This window comes from Pandoraea pnomenusa, from assembly GCF_040391475.1.
GTDB classification, from domain to species: domain Bacteria; phylum Pseudomonadota; class Gammaproteobacteria; order Burkholderiales; family Burkholderiaceae; genus Pandoraea; species Pandoraea pnomenusa_C.
The window spans coordinates 1-24,743 of sequence record NZ_JBEBXS010000008.1 but is presented as its reverse complement, the minus strand read 5'-3'; the positions used below and the strand labels follow the sequence as shown (position 1 = coordinate 24,743).

Annotated in this window: 23 protein-coding genes and 1 tRNA gene; 18 read left to right on the top strand and 6 right to left on the bottom strand. The window is 64.9% G+C overall.

The features are described 5' to 3' along the window. The first annotated feature begins 120 nt into the window (after positions 1-120). The 6 genes from nirB (at position 121) to ABWO90_RS10565 (ending at position 8,415) form a co-directional block, all read left to right on the top strand. Positions 121-2,595: a nitrite reductase large subunit NirB gene (gene nirB, locus ABWO90_RS10590; protein ID WP_353191185.1), complete on the top strand. Its 2,475-nt coding sequence runs from the start codon at positions 121-123 to the stop codon at positions 2,593-2,595. A gap of 10 nt (positions 2,596-2,605) precedes the next feature. Continuing rightward, positions 2,606-2,980 carry a nitrite reductase small subunit NirD gene (gene nirD / locus ABWO90_RS10585; protein ID WP_353191184.1) on the top strand — a complete coding sequence of 125 codons (375 nt, stop codon included), beginning with the start codon at positions 2,606-2,608 and terminating at the stop codon, positions 2,978-2,980. Positions 2,981-2,993: 13 nt separating this feature from the next. Continuing rightward, positions 2,994-5,753 (top strand): nitrate reductase, encoded by a 2,760-nt coding sequence (locus ABWO90_RS10580; protein WP_353191183.1) that lies wholly within the window; start codon positions 2,994-2,996, stop codon positions 5,751-5,753. A 104-nt stretch (positions 5,754-5,857) separates the two neighbouring features. Further along, the gene (cobA, locus tag ABWO90_RS10575) at positions 5,858-6,649 is read left to right on the top strand and encodes a uroporphyrinogen-III C-methyltransferase (protein WP_353191182.1); all 792 of its coding nucleotides are present in this window, start codon (positions 5,858-5,860) and stop codon (positions 6,647-6,649) included. 2 nt (positions 6,650-6,651) lie between these two features. Beyond that, complete coding sequence (locus ABWO90_RS10570; RefSeq protein WP_353191181.1) at positions 6,652-7,227, top strand: ANTAR domain-containing response regulator; 576 nt, start codon at positions 6,652-6,654, stop codon at positions 7,225-7,227. Positions 7,228-7,236: 9 nt separating this feature from the next. Further along, positions 7,237-8,415 carry a CmpA/NrtA family ABC transporter substrate-binding protein gene (locus ABWO90_RS10565; RefSeq protein ID WP_353191180.1) on the top strand — a complete coding sequence of 393 codons (1,179 nt, stop codon included), beginning with the start codon at positions 7,237-7,239 and terminating at the stop codon, positions 8,413-8,415. Positions 8,416-8,449: 34 nt separating this feature from the next. Here the strand turns inward: ABWO90_RS10565 and ABWO90_RS10560 are convergent, their stop codons facing one another. Then, entirely contained in the window at positions 8,450-8,725 is a 276-nt protein-coding gene (locus ABWO90_RS10560) for a hypothetical protein (RefSeq protein WP_353191179.1), read from the bottom strand. Positions 8,726-9,159: 434 nt separating this feature from the next. Between ABWO90_RS10560 and ABWO90_RS10555 the strand changes: the two genes are divergently transcribed. Beyond that, positions 9,160-9,495, top strand: coding sequence for a hypothetical protein (locus tag ABWO90_RS10555; protein WP_353191178.1), 336 nt, complete (start codon positions 9,160-9,162; stop codon positions 9,493-9,495). A 138-nt stretch (positions 9,496-9,633) separates the two neighbouring features. Beyond that, complete coding sequence (locus ABWO90_RS10550; protein WP_353191177.1) at positions 9,634-10,605, top strand: bifunctional helix-turn-helix transcriptional regulator/GNAT family N-acetyltransferase; 972 nt, start codon at positions 9,634-9,636, stop codon at positions 10,603-10,605. A 30-nt stretch (positions 10,606-10,635) separates the two neighbouring features. Here ABWO90_RS10550 and ABWO90_RS10545 read toward each other — a convergent pair whose 3' ends face one another. Beyond that, positions 10,636-11,016: a MerR family transcriptional regulator gene (locus ABWO90_RS10545; RefSeq protein WP_353191176.1), complete on the bottom strand. Its 381-nt coding sequence runs from the start codon at positions 11,014-11,016 to the stop codon at positions 10,636-10,638. Positions 11,017-11,087: 71 nt separating this feature from the next. Between ABWO90_RS10545 and ABWO90_RS10540 the strand changes: the two genes are divergently transcribed. Next, positions 11,088-11,888 carry an aminotransferase class IV family protein gene (locus ABWO90_RS10540; protein ID WP_353191175.1) on the top strand — a complete coding sequence of 267 codons (801 nt, stop codon included), beginning with the start codon at positions 11,088-11,090 and terminating at the stop codon, positions 11,886-11,888. Between the two features lie 15 nt (positions 11,889-11,903). On the opposite strand, the gene ABWO90_RS10535 is transcribed toward ABWO90_RS10540, so the two are convergent. Both ABWO90_RS10535 and ABWO90_RS10530 read right to left on the bottom strand, forming a co-directional pair. Next, positions 11,904-12,515, bottom strand: a complete 612-nt coding sequence (locus ABWO90_RS10535; RefSeq protein ID WP_353191174.1) for a cysteine hydrolase family protein — start codon at positions 12,513-12,515, stop codon at positions 11,904-11,906. Positions 12,516-12,670: 155 nt separating this feature from the next. Then, a tRNA-Met gene (locus tag ABWO90_RS10530) sits at positions 12,671-12,747 on the bottom strand. A gap of 198 nt (positions 12,748-12,945) precedes the next feature. Between ABWO90_RS10530 and ABWO90_RS10525 the strand changes: the two genes are divergently transcribed. From ABWO90_RS10525 to ABWO90_RS10490, 8 genes are all read left to right on the top strand, one after another. Then, complete coding sequence (locus tag ABWO90_RS10525) at positions 12,946-13,590, top strand: TetR/AcrR family transcriptional regulator (RefSeq protein WP_353191173.1); 645 nt, start codon at positions 12,946-12,948, stop codon at positions 13,588-13,590. Between the two features lie 180 nt (positions 13,591-13,770). After that, positions 13,771-14,574 (top strand): ABC transporter permease, encoded by an 804-nt coding sequence (locus ABWO90_RS10520; RefSeq protein WP_353191172.1) that lies wholly within the window; start codon positions 13,771-13,773, stop codon positions 14,572-14,574. 110 nt (positions 14,575-14,684) lie between these two features. Continuing rightward, the gene (locus ABWO90_RS10515) at positions 14,685-15,749 is read left to right on the top strand and encodes an ABC transporter substrate-binding protein (RefSeq protein WP_353191171.1); all 1,065 of its coding nucleotides are present in this window, start codon (positions 14,685-14,687) and stop codon (positions 15,747-15,749) included. A gap of 128 nt (positions 15,750-15,877) precedes the next feature. Next, positions 15,878-16,642, top strand: a complete 765-nt coding sequence (locus ABWO90_RS10510) for an ABC transporter ATP-binding protein (RefSeq protein ID WP_353191335.1) — start codon at positions 15,878-15,880, stop codon at positions 16,640-16,642. Between the two features lie 88 nt (positions 16,643-16,730). Then, positions 16,731-18,179 carry an enolase-like domain-containing protein gene (locus ABWO90_RS10505; protein WP_353191170.1) on the top strand — a complete coding sequence of 483 codons (1,449 nt, stop codon included), beginning with the start codon at positions 16,731-16,733 and terminating at the stop codon, positions 18,177-18,179. 184 nt (positions 18,180-18,363) lie between these two features. Beyond that, entirely contained in the window at positions 18,364-19,527 is a 1,164-nt protein-coding gene (locus ABWO90_RS10500; protein WP_353191169.1) for a Gfo/Idh/MocA family protein, read from the top strand. Positions 19,528-19,530: 3 nt separating this feature from the next. Continuing rightward, a complete protein-coding gene (locus ABWO90_RS10495; RefSeq protein WP_353191168.1) occupies positions 19,531-20,700 on the top strand; it encodes a dihydrodipicolinate synthase family protein in 1,170 nt (389 codons plus the stop codon). Next, entirely contained in the window at positions 20,697-21,584 is an 888-nt protein-coding gene (locus ABWO90_RS10490) for a sugar phosphate isomerase/epimerase family protein (RefSeq protein WP_353191167.1), read from the top strand. The genes ABWO90_RS10495 and ABWO90_RS10490 overlap by 4 nt, the downstream gene beginning before the upstream one ends. Before the next feature lie 99 nt (positions 21,585-21,683). Here ABWO90_RS10490 and ABWO90_RS10485 read toward each other — a convergent pair whose 3' ends face one another. Next, a complete protein-coding gene (locus ABWO90_RS10485; protein ID WP_353191166.1) occupies positions 21,684-22,442 on the bottom strand; it encodes a transporter in 759 nt (252 codons plus the stop codon). A 553-nt stretch (positions 22,443-22,995) separates the two neighbouring features. Between ABWO90_RS10485 and ABWO90_RS10480 the strand changes: the two genes are divergently transcribed. Continuing rightward, positions 22,996-23,454, top strand: a complete 459-nt coding sequence (locus tag ABWO90_RS10480; protein WP_353191165.1) for a metal-dependent hydrolase — start codon at positions 22,996-22,998, stop codon at positions 23,452-23,454. Positions 23,455-23,568: 114 nt separating this feature from the next. Here ABWO90_RS10480 and ABWO90_RS10475 read toward each other — a convergent pair whose 3' ends face one another. Next, entirely contained in the window at positions 23,569-24,579 is a 1,011-nt protein-coding gene (locus ABWO90_RS10475; RefSeq protein ID WP_353191164.1) for a serine/threonine protein kinase, read from the bottom strand. Positions 24,580-24,743 lie beyond the last annotated feature (164 nt).

The window sequence follows — 24,743 nt, the reverse complement described above, 5'->3', positions numbered from 1 at the left end:
ACGTCAGGCGGGACAGCCTGCGACGTACCCACAGGACAACGGCGTCCCTCCGTGCTGCGGCACGGTCGGACGCCGTTTTGTTTTTCGGGCGCTGCAGGCGCTGCAACAGGAGAAGACAGCATGCGCAAACCTCGTCTGGTCGTCATCGGCAACGGCATGGCCGGCATTCGCACGCTCGAAGAGCTGCTCGAGATCGCGCCGCATCAGTACGACATCACCGTGTTCGGGGCCGAGCCGCATCCGAACTACAACCGCATCCTGCTCTCGCCGGTACTCGCGGGAGAGCAGTCGTTCTCGGACATCGTGCTCAATCCGCTCGACTGGTACGCGAGCCAGGGGATCACGCTGCATCTGGGCAAGGAAGTCACGCAGATCGACCGGCCGCATCGCGTGGTGCGATGTGCCGACGGCACCGAGGCCCCCTACGACCGGCTGCTGATCGCCACCGGGTCCAGCCCGTTCATCCTGCCGGTGCCCGGCAAGGACCTCGACGGCGTGATCAGCTATCGCGACATTCGCGACACCGAGATCATGATCGAGACGGCGCGCGTGAAGCGCCACGCCGTGGTGATCGGCGGCGGGTTGCTCGGACTGGAGGCGGCCAACGGTCTGAGGCTGCGCGGCATGGACGTGACGGTCGTGCATCTGGCCGACACGCTGCTCGAGCGCCAGCTCGACAGCACGGCGGGCAGGCTCCTGCAACAGTCGCTCGAAGCGCGCGGCCTGACGTTCCGGCTCGCGCATCAGACGTCGGCGATCCTCGACGACGGCGCCGGTCACGTGCGCGCCGTGCAATTCAGCAACGGCGATACCGTCGACGCCGACCTCGTGGTGATGGCCGCAGGCATTCGCCCCAATACCACGCTGGCTGAAGCGGCGGGGCTGTATTGCTCGCGCGGCATCGTGGTATCCGACACGCTGCAGACCTACGATCCGCGCATCTACGCCGTGGGCGAGTGCGTGAGCCATCGCGGCGTGGCGTATGGGCTGGTTGCGCCGCTGTTCGAGCAGGCCAAGGTGTGCGCGAACCATCTGGCGTTGATGGGCATCGGCAGCTATCGCGGCTCGGTGATGTCCACCAAGCTCAAGGTCACCGGCATCGACCTGTTCTCGGCCGGCGACTTCCTCGGCGGCGACGGCACCGAAGAGATCGTGCTGTCCGATCCTGCGAGCGGCGTCTACAAGAAGCTCGTGATTCGCGACGACAAGCTCGTGGGTGCGTGTCTGTATGGCGATACGGCCGACGGCGCCTGGTATTTCAAGCTGTTGCGTGAAGGGCGGGCGCTGGGCGAATTGCGCGAGCGCATCATGTTCGGCGAATCGAGCGTGGGCGACGTGGGCACGCAGGGACAGAACCGCGCGTCGGCCATGTCCGATGCCGACGAAGTCTGCGGCTGCAACGGCGTGTGCAAGGGCACCATCGTGAAGGCCATCACCGAGAAGGGGCTGTTCACGCTCGACGAAGTGAAGAAGCACACCAAGGCGGCGAGTTCCTGCGGCTCGTGCGCGGGGCTGTGCGAGCAGATCCTGATGAGCACGCTGGGTTCGACCTACGACGCCGCGCCGAAGGAGAAAGCGGTGTGCGGCTGCACGGATCTCTCGCACGCCGACGTGCGCCGTGCCGTGCGCGAACACCACCTGACCACGCACCGCGCCGCCTTCGATTTTCTCGAATGGCGCACGCCCAACGGGTGCGCCACGTGCCGGCCGGCGCTCAACTACTACATGCTGAGCACGTGGCCGAAGGAGGCTGTCGACGATCCGCAAAGCCGCTTCGTCAACGAGCGCGTGCACGCGAATATCCAGAAGGACAACACGTTCTCGGTCGTGCCGCAGATGAAAGGCGGCGTGACGAATCCGGGCGAACTGCGCCGCATCGCCGACGTGGCGGACAAGTATCACATTCCGATGGTCAAGGTGACGGGCGGCCAGCGTATCGATCTGCTGGGCGTGAAGAAGGAGGATCTGGTGAATGTGTGGCGCGATCTCGGCATGCCGTCGGGACACGCCTACGGCAAGTCGATCCGCACGGTGAAGACCTGCGTGGGCAGCGAGTTCTGCCGCTTCGGCACGCAGAACAGCACGCAGATGGGTATCGATCTGGAGACGATGCTCGCGAACATGTGGTCGCCGCACAAGGTCAAGCTGGCGGTGTCGGGCTGCCCGCGCAACTGTGCCGAAGCCGGGATCAAGGACGTGGGTGTGATCGCGGTCGATTCGGGATGGGAGCTGTATGTCGGCGGGAACGGCGGCATCAAGACCGAAGTCGCGCAGTTCCTCGTCAAGGTGAAGACGGCCGACGAGGTCAAGGAGTACACCGGCGCGTTCCTGCAACTCTATCGCGAAGAGGCGTACTACCTCGACCGTACCGTGCATTACCTCGCGCGGGTCGGACTCGATTACGTGAAGCAGCGCATTGTGGCCGACGACGCGAATCGTCGCGCACTGTACGAACGGTTGTTGTTCTCGCTCGACGGGTTGCCCGACCCATGGCAGGCGCGTATCGCGGGGGCGCAAGCCAACGAATACCGTCCGCTCGCGGCCGCAGGCGCCGCAGCGGCAACGGAACCCGTCAACGAATCGGCAACGGTCTGAGGAGATCGCCATGACGCTGTCCAAATCCAACGATCCGATCTGGCTGCACGTGTGCGACGTGGGCGAGATTCCGCGTCTGGGCACCCGCGTGCTCACGCATCCGACTGGCGACATCGCGTTGTTTCGCACCGAGAGCGACAACGTCTTCGCGTTGCGCGACAAATGTCCGCACAAGGGCGGGGCGCTCTCGCAGGGTATCGTGCACGGCGAGAAGGTGACGTGCCCGTTGCACGCCTGGAACATCGACCTGACGACAGGCGAAGCCTGCGCACCGGACGTGGGCTGCGCGCAGCGCTTCGCGGTGCGTATTGATGCGGGTGAGGTGTACCTTGCGCTCGACGAGATGGTGGGTGCCGACATGCCCGACGTCATTGTCACTGCCTGATCGATCGCGCGCCATGACAACGCTCACGCAAACCACCTGCTGCTACTGCGGCGTCGGTTGCGGCATGCTCGTCGAGAGCGACGGCGAGCACATCGTCGGTGTACGGGGCGATCCCGAGCACCCGGCCAATTACGGGCGGCTGTGCAGCAAGGGCATGACGCTGCCGCTCACGGCCCGATCGATCGCCGGCCGCGTGCTCACGCCGGAGTTGCGCACCCGGCGCGATGCCGCACGTGCGCCCGCGAGCTGGGACGACGCGTTGACGACGGTCGCCACGCGCTTCGCCGACGTCATTCGCCGTCACGGACCCGATGCCGTGGCGTTCTACGTCTCCGGGCAACTGCTGACGGAGGACTACTACGTCTTCAACAAGCTGGCGAAAGGGCTGGTGCGCACCAACAACATCGATACGAATTCGCGGCTGTGCATGTCGAGCGCGGTGAGTGCGTACAAGATGGCGCTCGGTGCCGACGGCCCGCCGACCTGTTACGACGACCTCGAAGCCGCGCGAACGGTGCTGTTTGCCGGCAGCAATATGGCATACGCGCATCCGGTGCTGTTCCGTCGTCTGGAAGCGGCGAAGGCGGCCGATCCGTCGATCCGCTGGATCGTCGTGGACCCGCGCCGGACCGATACGGCAGCGATGGCCGACCTGCATCTGGCGATCGTGCCGGGCACCGATGTCGCGCTGTTTCACGGCATGCTGCATCACCTGATCTGGGAAGGCCGGCTCGATCGCCGCTTCATCGATGCCCACACCGACGGGTTCGAAGCACTCAAGCAGGTATTGCGTGCCTATCCGCCGCAACTGGCTGCCGACATTTGCGGCATCGAGGAATCGGCCTTGCGCCAGGCGGCGGACTGGTTCGGTGAGAGTCCTGCTGCGCTGTCGCTGTACTGCATGGGACTGAACCAGTCGAGCCACGGCACGGAAAAGAATCTTGCGCTGATTCAGTTGCATCTGGCGACGGGACAGATCGGGCGCGCAGGTGCCGGACCGTTCTCGCTCACGGGGCAGCCCAATGCGATGGGCGGGCGCGAAGTGGGCGGGCTGGCAACGATGCTCGCCGCGCATCGCGATATCGGTAATGACGCACATCGCGCCGAGGTCGAGCGGCTCTGGGGCGTGCAGGGGCTCTCGGACAAACCGGGATTGCCGGCAGTGGAGATGTTCGACGCCGTGCGCGACGGGCGCATCAAGGCCATCTGGATCGCGTGTACGAACCCCGTGCACTCGATGCCCGACAGCGAACGCGTGCGCGAGGCACTCGCGGCTGCGGAGTTCGTCGTGGTGCAGGAGGCTTTCCACCAGACCGATACCGTGCCCTACGCCGACGTGCTGCTGCCCGCCAGCAGTTGGGGCGAGAAGGCGGGGACCGTGACGAATTCGGAGCGCCGGATCTCGCGCGTCAGGGCTGCTGTGGCGGCACCCGGTGCGGCGCAGGCGGACTGGTGGATCGCGAGCGAAGTCGCGCGTCGTCTGGCGCCGGCGCTCGGGTGTGCGCCCGAGCCGTTCGTCTTTTCGTCCATCGAAAGCATTTTTGACGAGCATCGCGCGCTGACCGTGGGGCGCGATCTCGATATCGGCGGCATCGACTATGCATTGCTCGATCGGCGCGGCCCGCAGCAGTGGCCGTTTCCCGCCGGGGCCGCGCGTGGTCAGGCACGTCGCTACGAAGACGGTGTGTTCGCCACTGTCGATGGACGTGCCCGCTTCCACGCATTCGAATACCGGCCGGTGGCCGAGCCGATCAACGCGCGGCATCCGCTGCGTCTGATCACCGGACGCCTGCGCGATCAGTGGCATGGCATGAGCCGCACGGGGCGCGTGGGGCAGTTGTTCGAGCACGCACCGGAGCCGACGCTCACGATGCATCCGGCCGACGCGTCGCGCCGTGGCCTGCGCGCGGGCGACTTCGTGCGACTCGCGAGCCGTCGCGGCGAGCGGGCGCTGCTACTGGCCGTTAGCGACGACGTCGCCTCGGGCACCGTGTTCGTGCCGATGCACTGGAGCGGGCAGTTCCTGGGCGGCGGCGGCGTGAACGACACGACGCTTGGCGCCGTCGACAAGTACTCGAAGCAGCCGGAGCTCAAGCATGCGGCGGTGCGTGTCGATCCGCTCGCGTTGCCGTGGCGAGTGGCGGCGGTGCGCCGTGGCGACGCACTGCAACTGCACGCGGCGGTGCAGCCATTGCTGGCCGAACGACGCTTCGCGACAGTGCGACTGGAAGGCGACGACCGCATTGTCGTGACAGCGGCCGACGATCAGCCGGACGCCGACTGGCTCGAACGCCTGCACACGGCGCTTGCGTTGCCGCGCGACGAATCGCTGCTGGAGTATCGCGACGCGCGTCGTGCCATGACCAAGCGCGTGGCCTGGCGCGACAAGCTGATCGACGGCGTGCTGGTCGCGGGCAGCGAGGCGGATATCGCGGCATCGATGTCGCTGCTCGCGCGTGTGCGTGACGCCGCCCCGTGGACCCGCGCGCGCCACGCCGTCTTTGTTGCCGACAGTGCGCCCGCCGCACCGCGCGACCGCACCGTCTGCCAGTGCCAGTCGGTCTCGGCCTCGCGTATCGAGGCGGCAATTTCAGCGGGCGCGGACGTCGCGCAACTCAAGGCCACGCTCGGATGCGGCACGGTGTGCGGCTCCTGTGTGCCCGAGTTGCAGCGCATGTGCGCAGCGTCAGGCAAGCCGGTGTCACGGTCTGCGGTGGCTTCGGCGGCATTGGACGCGACATCGGCCGCGAGCGCGACATCGAAGGTGGCGTGAGCGATCCATGCAAGACACAGGCGAAATCCGCGAGGTGCAGGAACCGCAGGCGATGCACGATTCGCAAGATCCGAACGACAGGGAAGTACCGAGGGAGACCTATCATGAAACACGGCAAAGTCACGTTGCTCAGCGCCGGGCCCGGCGCGCTGGACCTGCTCACGTTGCGCGCGGCGCGCGTGCTCGGCGAGGCCGACGTGTTGCTCATCGACGATCTGGCGAACCCGGAGATCGCCACGCTGGCACCGCAGGCCCGCGTGATTGCCGTGGGCAAGCGCGGCGGTTGCCGGTCCACGCCGCAGGCGTTCATCGAACGGCTGATGTGCCGGTTCGCCTCGCGTGGCGCACATGTGGTGCGCGTGAAGGGCGGCGACGCATTGATGTTCGGACGTGCGGGCGAGGAGATGGCGGCGTTGCGTCGCGCGGGCGTGGCGGTCGAGATCGTGAACGGGGTGTCGTCCGCGTTCGCGGCCGCCGCCGGGCTGGGCATGTCGCTCACGCATCGCGACCATTGCGCGGGCGTGACCTTCGTCACCGCGCATCGACAGGACGGCAGCGCGCCAAACTGGGCAGCGCTGGCGGCCACCGGCACCACGCTGGCGATCTACATGGGCGTGACGCGTGTCGAGGCGCTCACCGAGACGCTGATGGGCCATCTTGCCGCATCGACACCGGCCGCGGCCGTGCAGTGGGCGGGCACGCCACAGGAGCGTCGGCTGGTGACGACGTTGGGCAGTCTGGCCGCCAACGTGCGCGCCGCCGGCTTCGCCAGTCCGGCGATCCTGCTCGTGGGCGGCGCCGTGGGTGAGGCGGTGGTACAGCGCGACGACGCAGTGCTCGCGGGGCAGACGTCCGGCCCGGCGGACGGCGTTCGCGTTGCTGCCGTGGCGGCCTGACCATGCTGCGTGTGTTGCTCGTCACGGACACCGACAAGCCGATTGGCGAGTTGCGGGTGGCGCTCGCGCGACTGGGCTGCGAGATGCTCGCGGAGGTGGCCAAGCCGCAGGCGTTGCCTCGCGTGGTGGAAAGCGAACGCCCGGACGTGGTCATCATCGATACCGAATCGCCGTCGCGTGACACGCTCGAACAACTGGCGGTGATGAATGCCGAGGCGCCGCGTCCGGTGCTGATGTTCGCCGCCGACGGCAATCAGTCGCTGATTCGCGCGGCTGTCGATGCGGGCGTAACGGCGTATTCCGTCGAAGGGCTGGCCGCCGATCGGCTCGCGCCGATTCTCGAAGTCGCGTTGGCGCGCTTCGCGCACGAAGAGAAGCTACGCGCACGACTGGCCAAGGCCGAGAGCGAACTCGCCGACCGCAAGCTGATCGATCGCGCCAAGCGGCTGCTCATGGACCGGCGCAGGATTTCCGAGCAGGAGGCGTATGCCATTCTGCGAAAGCGGGCGATGGATCAGGGCGAGAAGCTTGTCGAAGTCGCTCGCCAACTCGTCTCGATTGCCGAATTACTGGGATAGACACTGCACATGTCGACGTCATCATGGTTGGCTTCCGACGCGCACGGGCCGGGCGGCATGCCCGAGAAGCGTCATTTGCGGGTGGGCTTTGTCGCGTTGTCCGATGCGGCCCCGCTGGTCGTGGCGAAGCGTCTGGAGCTGGGACACGAACACGGACTGACGCTGGAGTTGAGCCGCGAGTCGTCGTGGGCGGCCGTGCGCGACAAGCTGATGACCGGCGAGCTCGACGCGGCGCACTCGTTGTACGGCCTTGTCTACGGCGTGCAATTGGGCATTGGCGGACCGCGCGAGGACATGGCCGTGCTGATGGTGCTCAATCGCAACGGGCAGGCGGTGACGGTGTCGCCGTCGCTGGCCGAGGCGATGGCGCACACGGGAGAGTTGCGCGCGGCGTTGGCATCGTTGGGGCGCAAGCCGGTCTTCGCGCAGACGTTCCCGACGGGCACGCACGCCATGTTCCTCAACTATTGGTTCGCGGCCCAAGGCATCGATCCACTCACGGAGGTGACGAGCATCGTGATGCCTCCCGCGCACATGGTGGCGGCGATGGAAGAGGGCGGCCTCGACGGGTTCTGCTGTGGTGAGCCGTGGCATGCGGTGGCGCAGGCGCGGGGACTGGGCCGCACGGCGGTGCTCTCGAGCGACATCTGGCCGAACCATCCGGAGAAAGTGCTCGCCTGCCGGCGCGACTTCGTCACGCAGTATCCGAACACGGCGCTGGCGCTGCTGCGCACGTTGCTCAGCGCGTGCCGGTGGCTGGACATGCCCGGACATCGGGCGGAAGCGGCGGGGTGGCTGGCCGAACCGGCGTGGGTGGGGGCACCGCGCGATTTGATCGCGGCGCGCTTGCTCGGTGACTTCGGGCGTCTGGCAGGGCGGCATGCCCTGCTGCCCGTGAGCTTCTTCGAGGCGGGGGCAGTGAACTACCCGCATGCGTCGGATGGGATGTGGTTCATCGCGCAGTACCGACGCTGGGGCATGGTCGGTGACGAGGCGGTGGCCGATGCCGCGCAGACCGCCGGGGCGGTGAATCAGACGGCGCTGTTCGAAGCGGCTGCGCGCGCTGAGGGCGTTGCCGTCATGTCGAAACCCGCGTGTGAGACGTTATGCGATGGCAAGGTGTGGGGTGCCGCGGAGGCTGCCGATCTTGCTGCTTACGTGAACGGGTTCCCGATTCGGGCCCGCTGATGTCGCTCATGTTGCCGACGACGGACGAAGCGGCTTACTGCGCGAAAACGTCGAAGGCCTCGAAGGTCTTGCCGTCGATGCCCTGACGCTGACAGGCGCGCAGGGCGCGTTCGCGATGACGATGGTGCAGGTTCAGATGGTAGACGAGTGCGAGCAGCACGACCTGACGCGACACGTTGGCGAGCATCGGTTCGAGGCCGGCGGCGCGGGCCAGGGCCCGGCGCAGCGCCGGGTGCAGACAGGCGAGGGCGAGGATCGCAAAGGATCCGGGCACCGCGAGAAACGCTGCTAACGCAATCTTCTTTTTCATGACCGTCGTGTGTGGTGGATGCGCGTCGGCGACGCGACTTCCGGAGACGGTTAGGGTTCTGAACGAAAACCGGCGCACTGTGATGCACCGGTGTCGTCAGGTTGGCGGGCGTCTCCCCCCGTCTCACAGCATGGGTTCCAGTCTAGGGATTCGTTCCCGTTCGATAAACGTTCGAATTCGAAGACCTCTCTTGCGCAAAGTGAGGGGAATCCGCGATGGCTCGCGACGCGCGACGCGCAGGGCCGTGATGGACAGAACCCTGAAATCCCTAATGGAACGACTGCCCTCGCACCGGCGATACTCGTGCGATGGATAATGCGCCTTGTGCCCATGTCGCCCACGATTGCACGGCTGCTGCTATGGCTTCGGAGCCACTGATTCCCCTCCGCACGGAATGCCCGCCCGGTGCCTGCACCTGCGAGCGGGAGCGTCTCATGCGCGATCCGCAGGGAGACCGCCGGGTGCTGCGCCTGACGCAGGCCGAGGAGAAGCGGCTGATCGCGCGCATCGAAGCCATTTCGAGCTACGAAGATCTGCAACGCGTGACCTCGCTGATGCACGCGCAACTCGGCATCGTGCTGACGATCACGCCGAGCCGCAACGAGGTTCGCACCGTGCGCGGCATCACAATCCAGTTGGCCGATCAGCCCGGACTGTGCCGCAAGACCCGGGCGTCACTTCCTGCCGCCGTGCGGCGTTGCCTCGACAATCGCCCCGAAATCGCCTACGCCATTCTCGATTCCTACGATCTGTTCGGTAGCGGCGCGTAGGCCGGCGCCACCGCGACCCGGTGTGACGCATCCCCTTCGGCTCCGCCGTCGCAAGAGGCTTGCATAAGTTGCGAAGCGCAAGTATATTGGTTGCGAAGCGCAACTCATTGCGCTTCAGCCCTTTCCGGGAGCGCACTCATGGATCTCATCGACCTGCCTGGCCAGCCGCGCGAAGCGGAAATCCTGGCGCTACGCGACTTCTCGCGCCGTCTGGTGCGGGAGCTTGGCTTCATGCGTACGACGCTGGCCGACAGCGATCTCGCACCTTCCGCCGTTCACGCCATCATCGAGATCGGCGCCACGCCGGGGATCAGCGCGAAGGATCTCGGCACGCTCCTGCGACTGGACAAATCGAACACGAGCCGTCAGGTGGCCAAGCTCGAAGCCACTGGCCTCGTTCGGCGAACGACGGCCGTCGGCGACGCCCGCACCTCCGAGTTGCATCTGACGAGCGCCGGGCAAACACTGCGCAAGAAGATCGACCGATTCGCCACGGAGCAGGTCTCGAGTGCGCTGCGACGTATCGTCCCCGCCGATCAGGAGGTGCTGGTTCGCTCGCTGGCGCTTTACGCCGACGCGCTCGCGCAGGACAACTCGACCAAAGGGGTTGCGGACAGCGGGGCGCCCTCACAGATCGTCGAGGGTTATCAGCCCGGCTGCATCGGCGACGTGGCGAGTCTGCATGCGCGCTTTTACGCAGCGCATTGGGGCTTCAGTGCGTTCTTCGAAAAGAAGGTGGCCACGGAACTTGCCGAATTCGCCGGCGCGTTGCCCGCACAAGGCAAGGGCCTTTGGCTTTACGTCGAAAACGGCCGGACGCTGGCGTCGCTCGCGATTGACGGAGACCTCGGAACGCGCGTTGCCCATCTGCGGTGGTTCATCGTCGACGATGCCCTGCGTGGCACCGGCATCGGACGGCACCTGATGACGCAGGCGATGGCGTTCGTCGACGCCCGATACGACGAGACTTATCTGTGGACGTTCAAGGGGCTCGACGCCGCGCGCCATCTGTACGAGTCGTTTGGCTTTGCGCTGACGAGCGAGGCGGAAGGCTCGCAGTGGGGCAGTACGGTCGTCGAGCAACGGTTTACGCGACGACGCGGCGGTTGATATTGCCGGAGACGCGACGCGTGATCCGGATTACTGCGCCGCTTCGATGCCGCTGAGAAAACTGGCGACGATCTGTCGGCTTTCGCCGAGATCGCGCAGTTTGGCGTCGAGCTTGTCGATTTCGCGGCGCAGGACCTCGCGCACGTCGTCGCAGGGCTGGAACGTCGTTCCGGTGGCCGGGTCGTCCGCATCGCCAGAACCGACCATGCACGGCAGCAACAGGCGAATGCTCTCGATCTTCAAACCCGAGGCGCTCAACAGGCGGATGCGCCGTGCCGCCAACAATTCCGGTTCGCCGTATAGGCGGTAGCCGGCTTCCGTTCTTGTGGGGCGCAGCAATCCTTCCTGTTCGTAGTAGCGCAACATCCGCTCGCTCACGCCGGTGGCGTTCGCCAATTCTCCGATTTGCATGATGGGCCTTGACCTTGACAGCGTTGTCAGAGTTTAGCCTCGAACGTCTCTTCTGACATTCGAGGTTCATCATGACTCTGGTTGCACAACGCAATGGTTCGACGGCCACGGCGGCGGATCTCGCACCGCTCGCGTTTGCAGGCTTCGCGCACTTCACCGCCATGCAGGTGCGTGACGGGAAGGTGCGTGGCCTGGATCTGCATCTCGACCGTTTGCGTCGGGCGTCGATGGAAATGTTCGGCGTCGCGCTCACGGACGCTCAGGTTCGCGCGTGTCTGCGTGCCGCCATACCCGCGTTGTCGGCCGATCTGTCGCTGACGGCAATGGTGTATTCGCCTGCGGGGGAGTTCGTCGTGGCGGGGCCGGAAGTCACGCCTGAGGTGTTGGTGCGCACCGGCGAACCGTCATCGGGGCCGCGCGGGCCGTTGCGTCTTGCGGTCTTCGAACACGAGCGTGTACTCGCACACATCAAGCATGTCGGCGAAGTCGCAAAGACATACTGGCTGCGTCAGGCCGTCGCACAGGGGTTCGACGACGCGGCGTTCATGGACCGCGCGGGGCGTCTTGGCGAAGCGTCGATCTGGAATCTCGCGTTCTGGGATGGGGAAGGCGTCATCTGGCCCGAGGCCGACGTGTTGCAGGGCACGACGATGTCGATCGTCCAGCGACAACTCGCAGCGATGGGCGTGCCGCAGCGTTCGGCAATCGTGACACGCGACGACGTGGCGGCCATGTCCGGCGCCGTGGTGATGAACTCCTGGACACCGGGCATTGCCGTCACGCAGATAGGATCGGTGGCGTTGCCCGATGCCCCGGCCTTCGTCGGGCAGTTGCATGAGGCGTATGCGCGTGAGCCGCTCGTGAGCCCGTGAAGACGAGCCGGAGCACTACGCCAGCATCGCCAGGGCGTCTGTCAGTGAAAGCACTTGCGTGCGCGAGGCGAACGCAGTGGCGAAGAGCCGGTCGTGAACGACCGGATCCGGGTCGAAACAGCAGTCCTTGACGGTGAACAGGCGGTAGTCGGCATCACTCGCGTGGGCGACGGACGAGAGCATCACGCCCGTCGACGCGACACCGACCATGATCAACGTGTCGATACCACGCGCAGACAGACGCACCTGCAAGTCCGTGCCGTAAAAGGCGCTGGCGCGGTGGGCCATGATGACCGGCTCGTCGGCCTGCGGTGCGAGTTCGGGCGAAATGGTGTCCTCCACGAAACGCCCCAGACTTTTGACGCCTTGTCCGTTCCGATTCATCGGGCTGATTTCGGGATAGCCGGGGCTGAAGTGGAATTGCGCGAAGTAGATGGGTACGCGCTTTGCACGCGCGGCATCGCAAAGCGCGCGCGTGTTCGCGAGCAAGGCGGGGGCAGCGTCGGGAAACAGGCTGAGGATGTCGGTCTGGTAGTGCATGACCAGCAGCGCGGTCTTCTCGGGAACGAGCATTGCGTCGGTCTTGCCGGCGGAGTCGACGGGCCCTGCTGCAATGGAAGTTGACATAAGGCTTCGTGAAGGAGAGCGACGGACGACTCTATCACGATGCAACGCCGCTTCGACTTGGCCCGGGCACCTCGCCCAGATCGGCGCTTGCGTGTCGGGCGGGAGGGCGGAATGACAAAAGCCCGTCGATCTTGCGATCGACGGGCTTTCAAATTTGGTTGCGGGGACAGGATTTGAACCTGTGACCTTCGGGTTATGAGCCCGACGAGCTGCCAGACTGCTCCACCCCGCGTCTGAGAAGAAGAATAATACGGGTATTCTGCGCATTGTGTCAAGCATTTATGACACTGATTTTATGGTGTCCTCAAAAATCGTGCGCGACGTGTGCATTTTCGCCGCATCCGATGCGCATCTGTTGTGCGTCGGCGCTTCACTTGGCGAATTGGCTGGTTTAGTATTTGTGTTACCAACCAGTTAATTAAACCCATTCATGACCAACGATGCTCAGGCAACGCGGGCCACGCGAAACCGCGATCGCACGCGGGCGCAGATTCTCGCCGCAGCGCGCGACGAGTTCTCCCTGCGCGGCTACGAGGGCGCGCGCGTGGAGGCCATCGCCGAACGCGCCGGCTCCAACAAGCGCATGCTGTACTACTACTTCAAGAACAAGGACGAGCTCTTTCTCGCCGTGATGGAAGACACGTATCGCGGCATTCGCGATGCCGAAGCCGAGCTTCGTCTGCTCGACCTCGCGCCGATCGACGCCATTCGTGCACTCGTGACTTTCACGTGGGAATACTATCTCGCGCATCCCGAGTTTCTTTCGCTGCTGAACAGCGAAAACCTGTACCACGCGCAGCATTTGCGCCGATCCACCGACATCCGTTCGTTGAACTCGCCGCTCATCGACACGCTCGGCGAAATCCTCGCGCGAGGGCATCGCGAGAAGCTGTTCCGGGGTGGCGTCGATCCGCTTCAACTGTATATCTCCATCGCCGCGCTCGGGTACTTCTACCTGTCGAACAACGCCACGCTGTGCACCGTGTTCGGACGCGATCTGTCGACGCCGAAGGCGCGTCTCGAACGGTTGCAGCACATGATCGACATGGTCTTGGGGTATCTACTGATCAGCTGATTTTTCGCATGGTTTCCCGTTGACAGCCCATTTTCGCCTGCCTAAGATAATTAACCAGTTGGTAACAAAACCGGAAAGCGACGTCAGCAACAAGATCAAGTCACGACAACACGCCGGCGATGCCTGAGACCCGATCTCGCGCACGACCGGCTCGTACCTCGCCAAGGACGGAGACAACTCATGGCGCAAGCGACACCGTTGGTTCGTAAGGTATTCGAGTCTCGTGCGTTCAGGCCCATTGCCCTGATCGCGATCATCATCGTCGGTTGGGAGCTGGCCATTCAGCTCTTCCAGATCAAGCCGTATCTGGTGCCCGATCCGCTTGTCGTCATCCGTCAACTGGTCACCGACTTTCCCAAGCTGTGGAGCGAGACGCTCGTGACCACCTACGCGACCGTCGGCGGCTTCCTCCTCTCGGCGCTGATCGGCGTGCCGCTCGCCATGCTCATCGCGTATTCACGGCTCGTCGAGAGCTATGTCTACCCGTTGCTGGTGTTCTCGCAGTCGATTCCGAAGATCGCCATCGCGCCGTTGCTGGTGGTGTGGTTCGGCTTCGGGATCGTGCCCAAGATCGTGACGGCGTTTTTGCTAGGCTTCTTCCCGGTTGTCGTCTCGACGGTCATGGGCTTCAAGTCGGTCGATCGCGACATGATCGATCTGGTGCGCTCCATGAAAGCGAGCCGTCTGCAGACCTTCCTCAAGATCAGCTTGCCGTTCGCCATGCCGAGCATCTTCAGCGGACTGAAGGTGTCGGTCACGCTGGCGGTCGTCGGTGCCGTGGTCGGGGAGTTCGTCGGCGCCAACTCCGGCATCGGCTACGTGCTGCAAGTGGCCAACGGCAACTTCGATCTGCCGCTCATGTTCGCCGCACTCATCCTGCTCTCACTCGTCGGCGTCGTGCTGTTCGTGCTGGTCGACATCGTCGAGCGGCTGATGATTCCCTGGCACGCGTCGCATCGCGACGACTACTACGTCAGCACCTGAACCACCGGTTCATCCGTTCACCGAATTTCGCAGTATTTCGCCGCTGCGCGCGGGGTCGCGCGCATGGCTCGCCGTATCCCCCGCAAGAAGAACGACATAAGGAGACTGGCATGATTCGAATGGAAGCGCGACGCGGTGTCGTGTCGCGGCTGGTATCGGCTACACGTCCCTGGCGCCTCGCCGGCATGGCACGCGTGTTGGGCTGCGTCGCCGCCGGGGCAGTCATTGCGCTGGGTACGACAACGCCCGCACAAGCGCGCGACAAAGTCACGCTGATGCTCAACTGGTACACCTATGGCGAGCATGCGCCCTTCTATCTCGGCGTGGAGCGCGGCTACTTTGCGGCCGAGAACATCGATCTCGAAATCCAGGAGGGACGCGGTTCGGCCGTGACCGTGCAGGCAGTCGCCGCCGGGTCGACGACGCTCGGCTACGCCGACGTCAGCACCATGATCAAGGCGGCGGCGAAAGGTGCGCCGGTCGTGACCGTGGGCGTGATGCTGCAAAAGAGCCCCGCGTCGGTGATGGGCTTCGCCGAAAAGAACATCGTGAAGCCCGCCGACATCAAGGGGCGCACCGTCGCCATGACGCCCGGCGACTCGCTCTCGCAGCTCTGGCCCGTCTATCTGAAGGCGAATCATCTGGGCGATGGCGACTACAAGGCCGTCTCGGGCGACGCCACGACCAAGCGCAACGCCGTGGTGAACGGGCGTGCCGATCTGCTGCTCGGTAACGTGAACGACCAGAAGCCGATCATCGAAGAGATCACGGGCAAGCCGGTGCGTGCGTTGCTCTTCGCCGACTCGGGCGTGAATCCGCTCAACGGCGGGATCATCGCGCGCAAGGACATGCTCAAGTCGAACCCCGAACTGTTGCGTCGCTTCCTGCGCGCCGCCTCGAAGTCGGTGCAGGCCGCCACGCAATCGCCGCAAGACGCCGTGAACGCCATGCTCAAGATCAATCCGAAGGCGGGCAAGCCGGAGACGCTCGCCAAGAGCTGGGACGCCACCATCCCGCTGCTGCACACGGCCGGCACGCAGAACCTGCCGCCGCTGCGTTTCGATCCGAAGGACATGGCTGCCACCCTCGATCTGATGGTCAAGTACGGCGGCGTGGACGCGGCAACGGCCGGCAAGGCCGAGGATTACTACTCGCTGGAGTTTCTGCCGAAATGAACCGCCCAGTAGAACGTGCGCTGACGGGCTGGCAAGCGTCTGCCGAGACCTTGCCGGAGACGCTGCCCGACGCCTCGCCCGAAGGTGCGCCCGAGCGCGCACCGGACAGCGCGCGGGCCCCGGCACCGATGATCCGTTTCGACGGCATCGCCAAGACGTATGAAACGAAAGAAGGCGCCGTGCGCTCGCTCAATCCGGTTTCGCTGGACGTGGCGCCCGGCGAGTTCGTGTCGATTGTCGGGCCGAGCGGCTGCGGCAAGAGTACGTTACTGAAGATCGCGGCGGGGCTGTTGCCTGCCACCGAAGGCCGATTGATCGTCAATGGCAAGACGGTGGACGGTCCGCCCGACGATATCGGCATGGTCTTTCAGAGTGCGGTCCTTCTGGCCTGGCGCGACATCCTCTCGAACATCATGCTGCAGATCGAGGTACGCAAGCTCGATCGTGCGAAGTATCTGCCGCGCGCCAAGGCGCTCATCGAGATGGCGGGACTCACGGACTTCGCGCACAAGCTGCCGTGGCAGCTCTCGGGCGGGATGCAGCAACGCGCCGCCATCTGCCGGGCGCTCGTGCACGATCCGCAGATCCTGCTCATGGACGAGCCCTTCGGCGCGCTCGACGCCATGACACGCGAGAAGATGAACCTCGAGCTGCAGCGCATCTGGCTGTCGACGGGCAAGACGGTGCTGCTCATTACGCACAGCATTCCGGAAGCGGTGTTTCTGTCGGATCGCGTGGTGGTGATGTCGGAGCGTCCGGGCAGCATTGCGGCGATCTACGACGTGAAACTGCCGCGTCCGCGCGGGCTCGACGTGATGGGCGATCCTGAGTTCGCTCGTCTGACGCGCAAGATCCGGTCGCATTTCTACGCACAGGGGAATCTCGACGAGTGATCCCGGCGGGCAACGCCCGCGTCGATCCGGTCGCTTGCTGCGGCCCTGAATTCACCAGCATCTTTTCGGGACTGATGAGGACTGACCTATGTCAGCGGTAGCGCTCACCCTAACGTTTTGCGAGTTGTTCGAACGCGATGTCGCGTTGCGACTGCCGTTTCGCTTCGGCGCGGTCACGCTGCGTCATGCGACGCAGGCGTTCGTGCGCGTCGGCGTGCGTCTGGCCGACGGTCGAGAAGCCGTTGGGGCCGCCGCCGAACTGATGGTGCCGAAGTGGTTCGACAAGTCGCCGGCGCTCTCGCAGGAGGAGAACACGGCGCAGTTGCGCGCGTCGCTGCGTCTGGCGCGCCGCCTGGCGTTGGCCGACATCGCACCCGCGACGGCGTTCGCGCGCTTCGAGCGACAGTACCCGGCGCAACTTCGCGAAGCGGCGGCGCTCGAGTTGAATCCGCTGGTGGCCTCCTTCGGACTCGCACAGCTCGACAAGGCAGTGCTCGATGGTGTCTGTCGCGCTGCGGGCATTTCGTTCTTCGACGCGATGCGGCGCAATGTGGTGGGGCTACGTCCCACGTCGCTTGCCCCCGATCTGGAGGCATTCGATTTCGACGCCATGCTCACCGACCTGCGCCCGATGCGCTCGCTGGCGCTGCGTCATACCGTCGGCATGGCCGATGTGCTGCTCGACGGTGGCCACGCCGATCTGCCTGACGACGGGCTGCCCGCCACGCTGGAATCCGTGGTGCGCACCTATCGTCCACGCGAGTTCAAGCTCAAGTTGGGCGGCGATGCGCAGCAGGATCGAGAACGTCTCGCGGCGATCGCGTCGCTATTGGCGAAGCGGTGTCCGGACTATCGCGTGACGCTCGACGGTAACGAGCAATACGCCGACGCCAGCGAATTCCTCGCCTTCTGGCGTTCGCTCGAGCGCGATGCGCAACTCGCCGATCTGGTGCGTCGTGTGCGCTACGTCGAGCAACCGCTCGCGCGCAGCGTGGCGTTGCGTCATCCGCTCGGGCCGCTGGCCAGCGCAGTGCCGATGATGATCGACGAGTCGGACGAGACGATCGAGGCGTTTGCGTCGGCACAGGCACTCGGCTACCGCGCGGTATCGAGCAAAAGCTGCAAGGGGCTCTACAAGTCGCTCCTCAATCGCGCGCGCTGCGAGCAGTGGAATGCGCAGGCCGGGGTGTGCCGTTACTTCATGACGGCGGAAGACCTCACCTGTCAGGCGGGGCTGGCGGTACAGCAGGATCTGGCGCTCGCGGCGTTGCTCGGCGTTACGCATATCGAACGCAACGGACATCACTACGTTGCTGGCATGGCGGGTGCCGGTGAGGAGGAGCAGCGAGCGTTCGCGAAAGGACATCCCGCGTTGTACGCGTGGCGCCCGGGTCGAGATGCGCATGACAACAGCGGCGGATCGCTTCAGCTACGCGTGAACGACGGCGATATCGCGCTCACGGATTTGTACGGAGAAGGTTTCGCGTCCCGTGCCATGCCGGACTGGCGCATCCTTCGGGAAATGCCGGGAGGCTGATGTCGGGAAGTCCCGGTGAATGAATGCCGAGGACTTTTCATAACGATTAGGTATACGAAATTTTATTGCGACGATTATTACGTCCGGCGGTTTCGATGACCTGCGCCGGGCCAGTTCGAATCATCTTGAATCGACGACGCATCGATAGGGCATCGCTACAAGGGAAGTCACAGGAGATTACGTAATGGCAACGCTTCGAATCGGCATCATCATGCACGGCGTGACCGGTCGCATGGGCATGAACCAGCACTTGATCCGCTCCATCGTGGAAATTCGCAGGCAGGGCGGGGTGACGCTCGCGAATGGCGACCGTCTCATGCCGGACCCGATCCTTGTCGGGCGCAACGCGGAGAAGATCGCGGCGCTGGCGCGTCAGTACGGCATCGAGCGCTGGAGCGCGAATCTGGACGAGGCGCTCGCCAATCCGGACGACACGGTGTTCTTCGACGCGGCCACGACACAGGCGCGCCCCGCGCTGCTCAAGCGTGCCGTGCAGGCGGGCAAGCACATCTATTGCGAAAAGCCGGTCGCCACGAACCTGGCCGAGGCGCTGGATCTGTATCGCGCAGCGCAGGCCGCGGGCGTGAAGCACGGCGTGGTGCAGGACAAGCTCTGGCTGCCGGGGCTGCGTAAGCTGCAGATGCTCAACGACGCGGGCTTCTTCGGGCAGGTGCTGTCCGTGCGCGGCGAGTTCGGCTATTGGGTGTTCGAGGGCGACCTGCAGCCGACGCAGCGCCCCTCCTGGAACTATCGCAGTGAAGACGGCGGCGGCATCATTCTCGACATGCTGTGCCACTGGCGCTATGTGCTCGATAACGTCTTTGGCAAGGTCAAGAGCGTGTCGTGCCTCGGTGCGACCCACATTCCGCAGCGCTGGGACGAGCAGGGCAAGCCGTATCAGGCGACCGCCGACGATGCCGCATATGCCACCTTCGAGCTCGAAAACGGCGTGATCGTGCAATTGAACAGCTCGTGGTGCGTGCGCGTGCGTCGCGACGATCTCGTCACGTTCCAGGTGGACGGCACGCATGGTTCGGCCGTCGCGGGGCTGACCGACTGCTGGACGCAATCGCGCGTGAACACGCCCAAGCCGGTGTGGAACCCCGACGTGCGTCAGACACACGACTTCTTCGACGACTGGGTCAAGGTGCCCGATACGACCGTCTACGACAACGCGTTCAAGGTGCAGTGGGAGCTGTTCCTGCGTCACGTGGCGGGCGAGGGCGAATTCCGGTGGAACCTGCTCGAAGGCGCGAAGGGCGTGCAGCTCGTGGAGCTGGGGCTGCAAAGCTGGAAGGAGCGCCGCTGGCTCGACGTGCCCGCGCTCACCGGCCGCGAAGGAGCCTGAGTCATGGCGCCGACACTCAAGCTGATCGATCGCGACGGGCAGTTGGTGCCGTTCACCGTGCGGACCGAACGCACGTGGCAGCCGAGCGCGTCGCCGACGATGAATCGCATTGCCTACTCGGCCGCGCACGTGGTCGCCGACCCGCGCTCGACCGCCGACCCGTGGCTGACGGCGGCCGTCGATTGGGACGCGACGCTGGCCTATCGCGAGCGTCTGTTCTCGCTCGGCCTTGGCGTGGCGGAAGCGATGGACACGGCGCAGCGCGGCATGGGGCTCGATTGGCCGACGTCGCTCGAATTGATCCGTCGCAGCGTGGCGCAGGCGAAGCATCATCCGGGGGCACGTATCGCGTGCGGGGCGGGCACCGATCATCTCGCACCGGCGCCGGGACTCACGCTCGACGATGTAATCCGTGCGTACGAGGAGCAGGTGAGTGCTGTCGAGGCGGCAGGCGGACGCATCATTCTCATGGCGAGCCGCGCACTGGCGGCAGTGGCCAAAGGGCCGGAGGATTATCTGCGTGTGTACGAGCGGATTCTTAGGCAAGTACGCGAGCCGGTCATCCTGCACTGGTTGGGCGACATGTTCGATCCGGCGCTGACAGGCTACTGGGGGCACGCCGATCTCGAGCGTGCGATGGACGTCTGCCTGCAAGTGATCGAGACGCAACCGACGAAGGTCGACGGCATCAAGATCTCGTTGCTCGACAAGGACAAGGAAATCGCCATGCGGCGTCGCTTGCCGCAAGGCGTGCGCATGTACACGGGCGACGACTTCAACTATGCCGAGCTGATCGCGGGCGACTCGCAAGGGTATTCCGACGCGTTGCTGGGTATCTTCGACGCGATTGCACCGGCGGCGTCGGCCGCGCTCGATGCGCTCGGGAGGGGAGATCGCGCCACGTTCGACGCGATTCTGGCGCCGACGGTGCCGTTGTCACGTCATATCTTCGCCGCACCTACGCGCTTCTATAAGTCGGGGGTGGTGTTCATGGCGTGGATCAACGGACATCAGGACCACTTCGCGATGATCGGCGGCCAGCAGAGCACGCGCAGTCTCTGGCATTACTGCGAGCTGTTCCGGTTGGCGACGGCGGCGCAACTCCTGGAGGATCCGGCGCTTGCGGCGTATCGCATGAAGTTGTGGCTCGCGGTGAATGGGGTGGAAGCATGAACGAGCGTATGCACGGTTCGCAGGACGGGGTGGTGACGTCGGTCTCGCCCTATGTGCCGCCCCCGGCGGAGAAGTTGTCGATCAATACGGCGACGGTGCGCCAGCAATGGAAGCTCGACACCATCATCGACGGCATCGCCCGGCACGGCATTCGGGGCATTTCGCCCTGGCGCGATCAGGTGGCCGAACTGGGGCTGGCGGAGACGGCCAGACGCATTCGCGCGCATGACCTGACGGTCACCGGGTATTGCCGCGGGGGCATGTTCCCGGCCGCGGATGCGGCGGGGCGAGCGGCGGCGCGCGACGACAACCGTCGTGCGGTCGACGAGGCGCTCACGGTCGGCGCGCAATGTCTGGTGCTCGTGGTGGGCGGCTTGCCAGCCGGATCGAAGGACATTGCCGGGGCGCGTGCCCAGGTGCGCGACGGCATTGCGGAGTTACTGGATTACTCGCGCGGCGCGGGCATGCCACTGGCCATCGAGCCGCTGCATCCGATGTATGCCGCGGATCGGGCTTGCGTGAACACGATGGCCCACGCGAACGATCTGTGCGACGAACTGGGCGACGACGGACTGGGCATTGCCGTCGATCTGTATCACGTGTGGTGGGACCCGCAACTGGCGGCGCAGATTGCGCGGGCGGGGAAGCAGCGGCTACTGGCGTTTCACATCTGTGACTGGCTCGTGCCGACACGTGAACTGCTGCTCGATCGCGGCATGATGGGCGACGGCGTCATCGATATCCCGGCAGCGCGCGCGCTCGTCGAGGCGCAGGGATACGAGGGCATGCACGAGGTGGAGATCTTCTCGGCGCAGGACTGGTGGAAGCGTCCGGCCGACGAGGTACTCGAGACTTGCAAGGCCCGGCATCTGGCCTGCTGTTGAGGGAGGGGCGGCTGTCTCGGTATGAGGCAGCCGCGATGCTTCAGGAGGGCGCGGCGGGGCGGACGAGGGGCGGTCGCGCTGTCGTGCGGAAGGCTTCGGTTACCAGCGGATGGTCACGCCCGCCTGGACGGAGTGCGAGAGCGACGCGGGATTCAGGCCGCGCTTGTAGCCGATGTCCAGATCGAGGTCCTTCGTCGGGCTGTAGATCGCACCGACCAGGGCGTAGGCGGGCTTGGTCGTCGTGGACGTGTCGGTGTTGCTGGCGAGGCCGATGTCCGCGGCCAGGCGCAGCTTGTCCGTGACGCTGAACAGGACCGCTGTCGAGGCGTTCCAGAGACTGGTGCGATTGCCGACGCCGTTGTTGTTCCAGGTGTAGCCGACGTTTGCCAGGAGCGTCCAGCGATCGAGGTTGTACTGCATCAGCAGGTTTGCGCCGGTCGTGGCGCGGCCGTTGCCCAGTCCGCGGTCCTGGCTGGCCGTCGGCAGCGTGACGAACGGCTTCAGGCCGAGACTCCAGTCGTCGGTCTCGATGAAGCGCCACTTGGCCTGCAAGGTCAGGTCGGTGAAGCCGCTGGTCCAGCCGTCGCCGTCGGGACGCGTGCGCTGGTAAGGCGCCTGGATGGCGAGGTCCAGATTCGGCAACACGCCGTAGGTCAGCGTGTTCGTCCATTGCTGCTGGCGTGCCGTTGGCTGCGTCAGCCACTCACTATTGAGTTCGAGCTGCCAGTTGCCGGTGTCTTGCGTGCCGGTGTCGTCCGTGACCAATGGGTTCATTGCGTTCGCGGTGAGCGGCATGAAGGCGGCAAGCGCGACCGTCGTTGCAGCGGCGAGCGTTGCCGGCGCCAGAGACTTCTTCATCGATAACTCCTGCGGGAGGTGCGTTCGTCTTGGCGAACGTCGGGAAAGCCGTCGGGCGGATCGTAAGGGGCGCGTATGACAGCGTCAACCGGATCGTGCGCATTTCGTGGCGAGTGTGGCGAATTGCCGCATTTATGCCTGGGCGATGTGGGTCGACGTTGCGCTTTTGGGAGGGCTGTGATGGATGCCCGGGCGGGGGCCGAAATGGCGGGTGTTGTTGGCGGAGATGGGGGAGATGGGGGAGATGGCGGAGATGGGGAGATGGGGAGATGGGGAGATGGGGAGATGGGGAGATGGGGAGATGGGGAGATAGGGAGATAGGGAGATAGGGAGATAGGGAGATAGGGAGATAGGGAGATAGGGAGCAACGTATGAGTGGGGAATGGATGTGAGGTGGGTGAAGCGGACGATGTGGCTGATGCGGGCTATGCATCGCGTAAGCGCACCGGGACGATTACCGTGGGTGATATGAGGGCTTAGCCAGAGTGGTAGACTTCGTCCCCTCATTTTCGGGGCGACGTGCCGAGTGTTCCGGCGCATCGCCCCCGTCCTCATGCAAGCCAGAAGTCATCTCATTTTCGGCATCGGCGCCACATGGCTGATGCACCGCACCGGATGGGCCGCCAGCGTGCACGCCTGGCCGTTGACGCTTGTCGGCGCGCTACTGCCCGACATCGATCATCCGAAAAGCATGTTGGGGCGTCGCGTCGCCCCTGTCTCCCTGACAATCTCCGCGTTGTTCGGACATCGGGGCATGACGCATTCGCTGTTGCTGCCTTTGCTCGCGCTCGCCGCGTGCGTATACGGCTGGGGGCGAGTACCGCCGTGGATGCTCGCACTGTGTGCCGGGTACCTGTCCCATCTGCTGGCGGACTGGCTGACGCCGTCCGGTGTACCGTTGTGCTGGCCGCTGAGAACGCGCTTCCGCTCGCCGCTCCATGTGACGACCGGCTCGACCGCAGAGTGGTGTGTGGCCGCGGCGCTTGCATTCGCCATGTGGCGGTGGTGGTGAGCGCTGCCGGATCGCGTTGAACGAAGCCTAAACCTCATCTTGTTCCATAGCGTGCCGGACGCGCGGCCGGTAACGCTCACCGCGCACAGGCGCGCGTCGCCGGCGATGTGATCGTTAGCGCCAGACCAGCGGGGGCTCGTCCATCAACGACACTTGCTCGCGCAACTCCAGAATGCGGTCTTGCCAGTAGCGCTGCGTGTTAAACCACGGGAAGGCAGCGGGGAAGGCCGGATCGTCCCATCGGCGGGCGAGCCAGGCGCTGTAATGCAGCAGACGCAGCGTTCGCAAGGCTTCCGTCAGATGCAGTTCGCGGGGATTGAAGTCGGCGAAGTCTTCGTAGCCGGAGAGCACTTCGTCCAACTGGAGAGTCATTTCCGCGCGGGTTCCCGAGAGAAGCATCCACAGGTCCTGCATGGCGGGGGCCATGCACGTGTCGTCGAAATCGACGAAGTGCGGGCCGGCGTCGGTCCACAGGACGTTACCGCCATGGCAATCGCCATGCACACGCAGCAACTTGACGTCGCCCGCACGTTCGTAGGCGCGGGCAGTGCCGTCGAGCGCCATGTCGGCGATGCTGCGCCAGGCGTCGCGCAGGTCCGTCGGGATGAAGTCGTTCGACCATAGGTAGTCGATGGGCGCGCGCCCGTAGCTCTCGACGTCGAGTGTCAGGCGATGCGCGAAAGGCTGGATGGCGCCTTGGGCGTGAATGCGGCCGAGAAAGCGTCCGAGCCAGTTGAGCGTGTCGGGATCTTGCAGCTCGGGCGCGCGGCCGCCGCGTCGGGGGAAAAGAGCGAAGCGAAAGCCATTGTGGTGGTGCAGGGTTTTGCCGTTGATGACGAGCGGCGCGACGACGGGGATTTCGCTGTCGGCGAGCGATTGGGTGAAGACGTGCTCTTCCAGGATGGCCTCGTCCGTCCAGCGTCCGGGACGGTAGAACTTCGCAATCAGCGGTGGGCCGTCTTCCATCCCAATCTGATAGACGCGGTTCTCATAACTATTGAGGGCGAGCAGTCGCCCGTCGCTGTAGTTGCCCAGATGTTCGACCGCCGAGATGACGGTGTCGGGCAAAAGCGCGGCGAAAGGATGGGCGTGGCCGGCAGTGTCTTGCGAGAGTTCGGTGTTCATGCCCGCTATTGTGCCGCAGGTGGTGAGGTCGACGTAGGCGGCGCTGTCCGGTCATACCTATATAGAGACGTAAGCTGGCGAGAGACGTCGGGGCGGTGGAAAATGCGCCTTCGTAAAAATAATTTCACAAAGGGCTTGCGCGAGTCGGGGAAGGTCATTAATAT